Origin of the sequence: Acidithiobacillus sp. (assembly GCF_023255755.1) — a bacterium.
GTDB lineage: Bacteria > Pseudomonadota > Gammaproteobacteria > Acidithiobacillales > Acidithiobacillaceae > Acidithiobacillus.
Window position 1 is genome coordinate 1 of record NZ_JAGDVS010000181.1, and the last position, 7,025, is coordinate 7,025.

The 7,025-nt window shown below is 56.5% G+C and carries 8 protein-coding genes; 2 read left to right on the forward strand and 6 right to left on the reverse strand.

From position 1 onward, the window contains the following. From Q0C48_RS12555 to Q0C48_RS12565, 3 genes are all read right to left on the reverse strand, one after another. On the reverse strand, window positions 1–709 hold a 709-nt coding region (locus Q0C48_RS12555; RefSeq protein WP_291524869.1), incomplete at its 3' end, for a hypothetical protein. A 1,160-nt stretch (window positions 710–1,869) separates the two neighbouring features. Next, window positions 1,870–2,571, reverse strand: a complete 702-nt coding sequence (locus Q0C48_RS12560) for a GDSL-type esterase/lipase family protein (protein WP_291524871.1) — start codon at window positions 2,569–2,571, stop codon at window positions 1,870–1,872. A 76-nt stretch (window positions 2,572–2,647) separates the two neighbouring features. After that, a complete protein-coding gene (locus tag Q0C48_RS12565; protein WP_291524873.1) occupies window positions 2,648–3,613 on the reverse strand; it encodes a uracil-DNA glycosylase family protein in 966 nt (321 codons plus the stop codon). 174 nt (window positions 3,614–3,787) lie between these two features. Here Q0C48_RS12565 and Q0C48_RS12570 point away from each other — a divergent pair, with 174 nt between their 5' ends. Both Q0C48_RS12570 and Q0C48_RS12575 read left to right on the forward strand, forming a co-directional pair. Beyond that, the gene (locus Q0C48_RS12570; protein WP_291524875.1) at window positions 3,788–4,138 is read left to right on the forward strand and encodes a DUF4870 domain-containing protein; all 351 of its coding nucleotides are present in this window, start codon (window positions 3,788–3,790) and stop codon (window positions 4,136–4,138) included. A gap of 96 nt (window positions 4,139–4,234) precedes the next feature. Next, window positions 4,235–6,100 carry an ATP-binding cassette domain-containing protein gene (locus Q0C48_RS12575; RefSeq protein ID WP_291524876.1) on the forward strand — a complete coding sequence of 622 codons (1,866 nt, stop codon included), beginning with the start codon at window positions 4,235–4,237 and terminating at the stop codon, window positions 6,098–6,100. Here the strand turns inward: Q0C48_RS12575 and Q0C48_RS12580 are convergent. The 3 genes from Q0C48_RS12580 to Q0C48_RS12590 form a co-directional block, all read right to left on the reverse strand. Continuing rightward, window positions 6,097–6,420, reverse strand: a complete 324-nt coding sequence (locus Q0C48_RS12580) for a hypothetical protein (RefSeq protein ID WP_291524878.1) — start codon at window positions 6,418–6,420, stop codon at window positions 6,097–6,099. The genes Q0C48_RS12575 and Q0C48_RS12580 overlap by 4 nt on opposite strands. After that, window positions 6,413–6,724 carry a hypothetical protein gene (locus Q0C48_RS12585; RefSeq protein ID WP_291524880.1) on the reverse strand — a complete coding sequence of 104 codons (312 nt, stop codon included), beginning with the start codon at window positions 6,722–6,724 and terminating at the stop codon, window positions 6,413–6,415. The genes Q0C48_RS12580 and Q0C48_RS12585 overlap by 8 nt, the downstream gene beginning before the upstream one ends. After that, a partial coding sequence (locus Q0C48_RS12590; RefSeq protein WP_366937054.1) for a penicillin-binding transpeptidase domain-containing protein occupies window positions 6,721–7,025 on the reverse strand: 305 nt, incomplete at its 5' end. The genes Q0C48_RS12585 and Q0C48_RS12590, both read right to left, overlap by 4 nt.

The window sequence follows — 7,025 nt, forward strand, 5'->3', positions numbered from 1 at the left end:
ACGCTACGTGACCGTCAGCGCGTCTAAAGCCATCAATATCTTTGACCGTACTCAGTCTTTCGGCTGCGCTATTTGGATGCAGAAAGCGTGCAATATAAAGGCTGATTCTGAATCTGATCTCAGAGCTAGCCCCAAATATCCCTTCGATGCCAGCCCACAATACAGCTAGTTTTATCCTTGGCATTGAATGCCACCGGTAAGATGCTAAGCAGTGCACAGCCGTTTGAAAACGATCATTTTCTAGAAGCTCTCTACCATCGGCGAAATGTGACGCAATCCATTTGGATTCATCTGTTGTCAGCATATGTGCCGTGCTATTCGTTAAGCCATGCATATAGTAGTTGGTCGCCCGTAGCCTGCTTCCATTTCTAATTTTATTAGCTGGCGTATCAGATTGGAGATTGAACCCGATCTCCGTTTGAAAGAAGGCACTAAGAAGAAGCGCTTCCCAAGAGGCATTCCACGCGACGCTTGCAAGCTCTTTTGGAGTAGAGGCAGTTATCCGAAGTTGTGCAGTGATGCGTGGAATAAATGCTGCAACAACAGCGACATCCTCTGGACGAGAACATGTGGAAATTGCGGTCATAAAATCAAGGTGTGAAGTATCAGCAGTCTGCAATTCGACATTATCGCTAAGCATAACATTGCTCGGTATGGCGATCCCGTTGAGCAAGATGAAAGTAACGTTACCGTCCCCTACCACTTCCATATAGTCCCTGCGTCATAACATAAATTCGACTGCACTAATAGTGCAGCGTAACATTCCAAGTTGCAGTATAACGCACCCATTGTCATCCCCAATTACCCCAATCATGAACGATTGTTACTGGTCGGATAATGTCATTTGATAGCAGCCAATGAATGACCGCAATCAGTCTTTATATATATATATATATACATAAAGACTGTTATGTATACCTCGCGATTATGTATAGCAGTAAAGCTGCGAGCCTTGCTACAACTGGGCTAGACGCACTACTACGGCGAATATTGATCGCTATCTAATATCTACAAAAATCGTACTAAATGATATGGCTAGAGGGTATTAGGGTCAAAAGGCATAACAAGGACGTAAACGCGGCCGCATTTTTCATTGGCTGCGCTCACTCAAAATGCGCCGGTTGCGGCTGGCGTTAGATCCAAATGACCGCTGTCAGTCTGTTTCTGCCCTTCAACGGGCCACCTCGACCAACAGTTATCGACCCGCTACGAACCTGTCGTTGGAGGTAAAGCGTACACCGGGGGTAAACCGAACACTCATTCCAACCAAGAGGCCTTCTGGAAACGGCCGCCCTCAGTCTCCCTATTCCAACCTTCGTCACCTTTGCGGCAGCAGGTGCGTTGACCTCAAAAGCCACTGGTTTCCAACCAGTTTTTTCACATAACCGAATAAAAAACAAAAATCAGCGGGACCAGCATGCTGATCACCTTGAGCGCTACAAACTCTCTGGCACTGAGCAAATAATTCATACCGGCTCTTTGTAATCAATGGTGGATGTGCAGTAACAAGCGGTCTGGAATGAAGATAATCAACGTAGAACGGATGAACTGCACCAAGGGCCAGAACGTGCGCAGCACTTTGGGCAAGGGATCCATAATCCCGCGGTGATGGTTCCATTTGCCGCGCCAGCACACCCAATCCTACCGAAAGCACTATCTATGCCAATTATCTCCTTCGCGCCTTGGGTTCGCTGCTCACTCCTCGATGCGGAATGGAGCCTGCGCGACCAAAAACGTCTGCAATCGCGTCTGCGCTCGACCTCTATGACATCTCCCGGTAACCCGCAAGATACGCCGCTCAGTTTACTGCTTACATCCCTGGAACTGCTCCAACAATGACACGTCGTCACGCACTGCAGGAAGCGGTATTTACGGAACGCGTTGCAGGAACTGAAATATCAATTGAGCGATCTGTTTCTGGCCGGCTGCGTTTGGATGTACGCCATCCGCCTGGTAATACACAGCAGCCCCGTGGGTCTTGAAAAATCGTCGCAACTCTGCATAAACCGGAATGACCGGAACGTTCATGGCGTGGCCCGCCGTATAAATATCCGGGATGGGGCCACGGATCAACATGGCCTCGCTGATACCGTAATTCGAGTGAATTATCGGCGGTGGCGTACAGATATAAATCTTGGGATGTGCCTTGAGCTGTGCGAAATGCCGAATCATCTCTTCCGCATTCGCGGTGAACTGGGAACCAAATTTTGGCCAATTTTGGATGTTGGCATCATTGGTGCCCAACATGATGATAACAATATTGGGATTAAAGCTTGTGGCGGCTTGATATTCCGGTGTTTTCCAATAAGGAAGAGCGCCATTCTTCAGCATGGTAGCCCCGCTGTGACCGAAGTTCGCAACTTGATAGTCGGTTCCCAGCAATTGCTGTAATTCCCCCGGCCATCCTTGGATATGCCGTTGTGGAACTCCGGCACCGTAGGTAATACTGTCTCCGACGCAGGCCACGCGAATTTTCCCCGCCACCGCCCGGGAGTCTGTGAGCAGAAACAACAAGCCGGCAATCAAGATGACCGGAAACAACCGCCAAGCGCTGTATTTGTGGTAACCCATAGAAGACTTCCCCCAGATAGTTAGAAATATGGCCATTCCAGACCCTCGACGGACCTAACAAAGAGAGAATGATCCGTTATTTCTGCAACTCCGCAAACACCCCCAACGCCCGCTTCAGATCCTCCCAGACTTTGCGCTTATCGATCGGGTTACGCAGCAGATAGGCGGGGTGGTAGGTGACAATCAGGGGAATGCCTTGGTAGTGCTGGGTCGTACCGCGCAATTGGCTGAGCGGCGTATCCACCTGAAGCAAGCCCTGCGCAGCAAAGCGCCCCAGCGCAACAATCACGCGGGGTTGCAAGAGGGCAATCTGGCGCTGCAGGTAGGGCGTGCACGCCTGCACCTCCGGACCCAGCGGATCGCGGTTGTTGGGGGGGCGGCACTTGAGGATATTGGCAATATAGACGTCTTTCTCGCGGCTTAGGCCCATGGCGCGGAGCATGTTGTCGAGGAGTTGACCGGCGCGACCCACAAAGGCTTCGCCGCGGCGGTCTTCTTCCGCACCCGGCGCCTCACCGACAAACAGCCAGGACCCGCGCGGGTTACCGGCACCGAACACGGCATGTTTGCGGGTTTCGCCGAGGGGGCAGGCCTGACAGGTGCTGACCATGTTGTTGAGGTCACGCCAGTCCAGGGTGGCGATGCGCGTTACCCGTTGCGGGTCCGCAGAAGAGGTGCTTGCCTGAGTAGCAAGCGCTGGGGCTTGAAGGGTTTCGGCCTTGGACAGTAGAGATGTGCTGCGTACCGGAGTCGGAGCCACCGCTGTGGATAAGGTAGCAGTCGCTGGCACCGCGTTGCGCAGTACGGAGACCCCTTCTTCTACAGGACTGGGGAGTGACTCCGGCTGCATTACGGGCGTTTCTGCAGGGCGCATCGAGGCAGAGACGGGCGTCGTTTGCGCGGATTCAGACCGATTCGGCGCTGCACTTACGGCTTTTACCGCCGGTTTCACCGGCGCCATCTCCGGCGGCGGTTCGCCGGGCACGGGTAGACGCAGGAGTTGCAGGAATTGGCGTTGTTCGTCAGTGAAGGTGTCTGGCATGGGTCTATGCTAAAGGTCCGGTCCATCGGTGGCAATCATTCTGCCACTTAGAAAGGATTCAAAAGGCTATTCTTTGACAAAAAATTCAGTATGATAGTGGGCACAGGCCAGTCAGAGTGAAGCATCACCCGGTCGATCCAGTACGAAATCCATCACCCTACAGGGAGCGTAACCATGGAAACCAGCAATCTCGTCGAAGTAGCCAGCAAGGACGATCGCAACATCGCCGCACTCACCCATGCGGGCGGCATATTGTTCGGGTTCATCCCGGCGCTCATCGTCTATCTCCTCAAAAAAGACAATGGCTCCGCCTGGCTGGTGCAACAGAGCAAAGAAGCACTGAATTTCCAGATCACCGTGCTGATTGCCTATGTGGTGGCCAGCATCCTGAGTACCCTGTTGATCGGCATGTTGATTTTCCCACTGATTTTCATAGTGAATTTGATATTCTGTGTTTTAGCAGCCATCAAAGCCAGTAATGGCGAGGTCTATCGCTACCCACTCACCCTGCGTTTGCTGAGTTGACGCGCAGAACCTGAGAACATGCTTCCGGCTTGCGCCACTGCAGCGCGCCCCGTACCCTACGCCTTTATTTTGCATAACAAGGATGGGGTCGGCTGAATGTCTATTCTGCGGCTGGAGGCAGGGCAAGTGGAATGGGGTGGCCGGGCGCTGCTGGACCATGCCGAGTTGAATCTGGAGGCAGGCGAGCGGGTCGGTCTTATCGGCCGCAACGGCGAGGGCAAGTCTACCTTATTGCAAGTGCTGGCGGGCCTCTGTCCCTTAGATGCGGGGACGCTGTGGGTGGCACCCGGTGTGCGGCGCGCCTACCTGGCGCAGGAGCCGGAGCTGGCCGGAGAGCACGACCTGCTCACCGCCATCAAATCCGGGCATACTGCCTGGCGGCACTTGCAGAATGCCGATGCGGACGACGCCCACGCCCATGCCCTCGCCGACCATCACGATGCCTGGCAGATCGACTATAAGGCAGAGTCCCTGCGCGATAGCCTGGGGCTGCCCACTGGAGGTATGGTCAGCGCCCTTTCCGGTGGCCAGCGCAAGCGGGTGGCCATTGCCGCCACCCTCGTCGCCGAGCCGGACCTGCTCTTTCTCGACGAACCCACCAACCATCTCGATCTGCCCGCGATCCTGGCACTGGAGCAATCCCTGCTACGCCATCGCGGCACGCTGGTCTTCGTCACCCACGACCGGCGTTTTCTCGACCGCCTGGCGACCCGCATCATCGAACTGGATCGCGGGATACTGCGCAGTTTTCCCGGTACTTTTGCTGCTTATCAAAGCCGCAAGGCCGAAGTCCTCGCTGCTGAGGCGGCCGCCGACAGTCGTCTGGAAGGGCAACTGGCGGAAGAGGAGGCTTGGCTGCGCCAGGGGGTCAAGGCCCGTGCCAAGCGCAACCAGGGCCGCCTGCGCCGTCTGGAGGGGCTGCGTGAGGAGCGCGCCAGCCGTCGCCAGCAGCAGGGGCAGGCCACCCTGCAAATCAGCACGGCGGATCGTTCCGGCGCACTCATTGCCGAGCTGGATCACGTTTCTTTTGCCTATGAAGGGCGTCCGGTCATCCGCGATTTTTCCACACGTATTGAACGCGGCGACCGGGTTGGCATTATCGGCCCCAATGGGGCGGGCAAGACGACACTGCTGCGCCTGATCCTCGGTGAACTGGAGCCACAAGAGGGTACCATCCGCCGCGGCACCAAACAGGAGGTCGCCTACTTCGACCAGATGCGCGCCACCCTCGACCCCGAGAGCCGGGTGTTGGACGCCATCGCGGACGGGAATGATTTTATTGAAATCAATGGCGAACGCCGTCACGTGCTGAGCTATCTGCAGGATTTCCTCTTCCCGCCAAGCCGCGCGCGGGGGCTGATCAAGGCACTCTCCGGCGGCGAGCGCGCACGTTTGCTGTTGGCCCGCCTCTTTGCCCGCCCCGCCAATATTCTGGTGCTGGACGAGCCCACTAACGATCTGGATCTGGAGACACTGGAGATTCTGGAAGAGCGTTTACAGAGTTACGCCGGCACGCTCTTTCTGGTCTCCCATGACCGGGACTTTCTCGATAACGTGGTCACCCAGGTGATCGCCTTCGGGGAGGACGGGCAGATCAGCCAGAATGCGGGCGGCTACGAGGACTGGCTGCGCTGGCAGACGGAATCCCGGCGCTTAGCAAAGCCGGCAGAGAGTGGCGGCGGCAAGGGTTCTGGCAAACGCGATGGCGGCAAAGGCAAAAAATCCGCCATGAGCTACAAGGAAACTCAGGAACTCGCCACCCTGCCCGTGCAGATCGAAGTGCTGGAGAAAGAAGAGGGTGAAATCGCCGCCACGTTGGCCCTGCCCGAAACCTATCAGAACCCGGAGCGGCTGCGCGAGGTGCAGGCCCGCGCCGATGTCATCAGTGCGTCTTTAACAAAAGCTTATGGGCGCTGGGAGGCGCTGGAAGAAAAGGCGGCGGCCCAGACTGCAGAGTCCTAGGAAGAAGACTTCGGTGTGCCCCGCTCCTTGTCGTGCAGCAAAAAATGCAGCACCACACCGTCAATAATGGCCGGAACCAGGGTGGCGATCAGGCCCACGGCCATGCTCATCCAGGGTCCGGGCGGCACCTGCGGGTCAGGGATAAAACCCTGCCATTGCCAGGCTATCGCGGTCAGGTCATAAGCGATAATCAGCCCCGGAATCAGCAGCAGACCATCCACAGCCAGCAGCACCAGCACTGCCAGTAGCACGAGCAGAACCATACCCGTGCCTTTGATCAGTTCGCGCGGCCACTGCAACCAGTCGCGCGGCTTAGCCACGGTACACCCAAAGCACAATATCCTTGCGCGGCAGAGTCACTGGGGCCCCGCTTTTGAAGTCCAGAGTCGCACTGGGCCAGAAGGCCGTATCAGCGAAGCGCGGGGTCACCAGATAGGTCCCCGGCCAGTCAGGAGCGGCCACTGCCTGATGCCCTCCGACGATAATGGCGCGTGCCCCGGCCGCGTTGACATAAATGTGCGCCACAGGAATACGGGTAAATATCGCCGTCGCCAGCACCCCCAGCAGGATCGCCGCGATGCCCACGGTAAGGGTCCCGGCAACCCATTTGTCCAGTCTGCTCACTTGCCGCCTCCTTCCGCCCAGATTTCTGCCTGAGTGGCCGTAATATGATCATCCTTGGAGGCACAGGCCTTGCCTCCGCACCAGCGTGGTGCAATGTTCAGTTCTTCAAGGGCGTGGCGCATGGTCACGCGGAACACGGGCGCCGACTCCACGCCACCGAAGTTCCAGTAGCGGGTACTCCCGCGCATGGTTACCGCCATGACCAGTTTCGGCGCAAAACCCGGCGCAAAGCCGACAAAAGTGGCATTAGTCTTGTTCTTCAAAAAGCCGTCCTTACCGTTGGCCATGTTGGCGGTGCCCG

What these genes read in the sequence shown, in the direction of transcription:
- Q0C48_RS12560 (WP_291524871.1), bottom strand. Translation starts at nt 2,571, where the DNA reads ATGGGTTACCACAAATACAGCGCTTGGCGGTTGTTTCCGGTCATCTTG.
- Q0C48_RS12565 (WP_291524873.1), bottom strand. Translation starts at nt 3,613, where the DNA reads ATGCCAGACACCTTCACTGACGAACAACGCCAATTCCTGCAACTCCTG.
- Q0C48_RS12570 (WP_291524875.1), top strand. Translation starts at nt 3,788, where the DNA reads ATGGAAACCAGCAATCTCGTCGAAGTAGCCAGCAAGGACGATCGCAAC.
- Q0C48_RS12575 (WP_291524876.1), top strand. Translation starts at nt 4,235, where the DNA reads ATGTCTATTCTGCGGCTGGAGGCAGGGCAAGTGGAATGGGGTGGCCGG.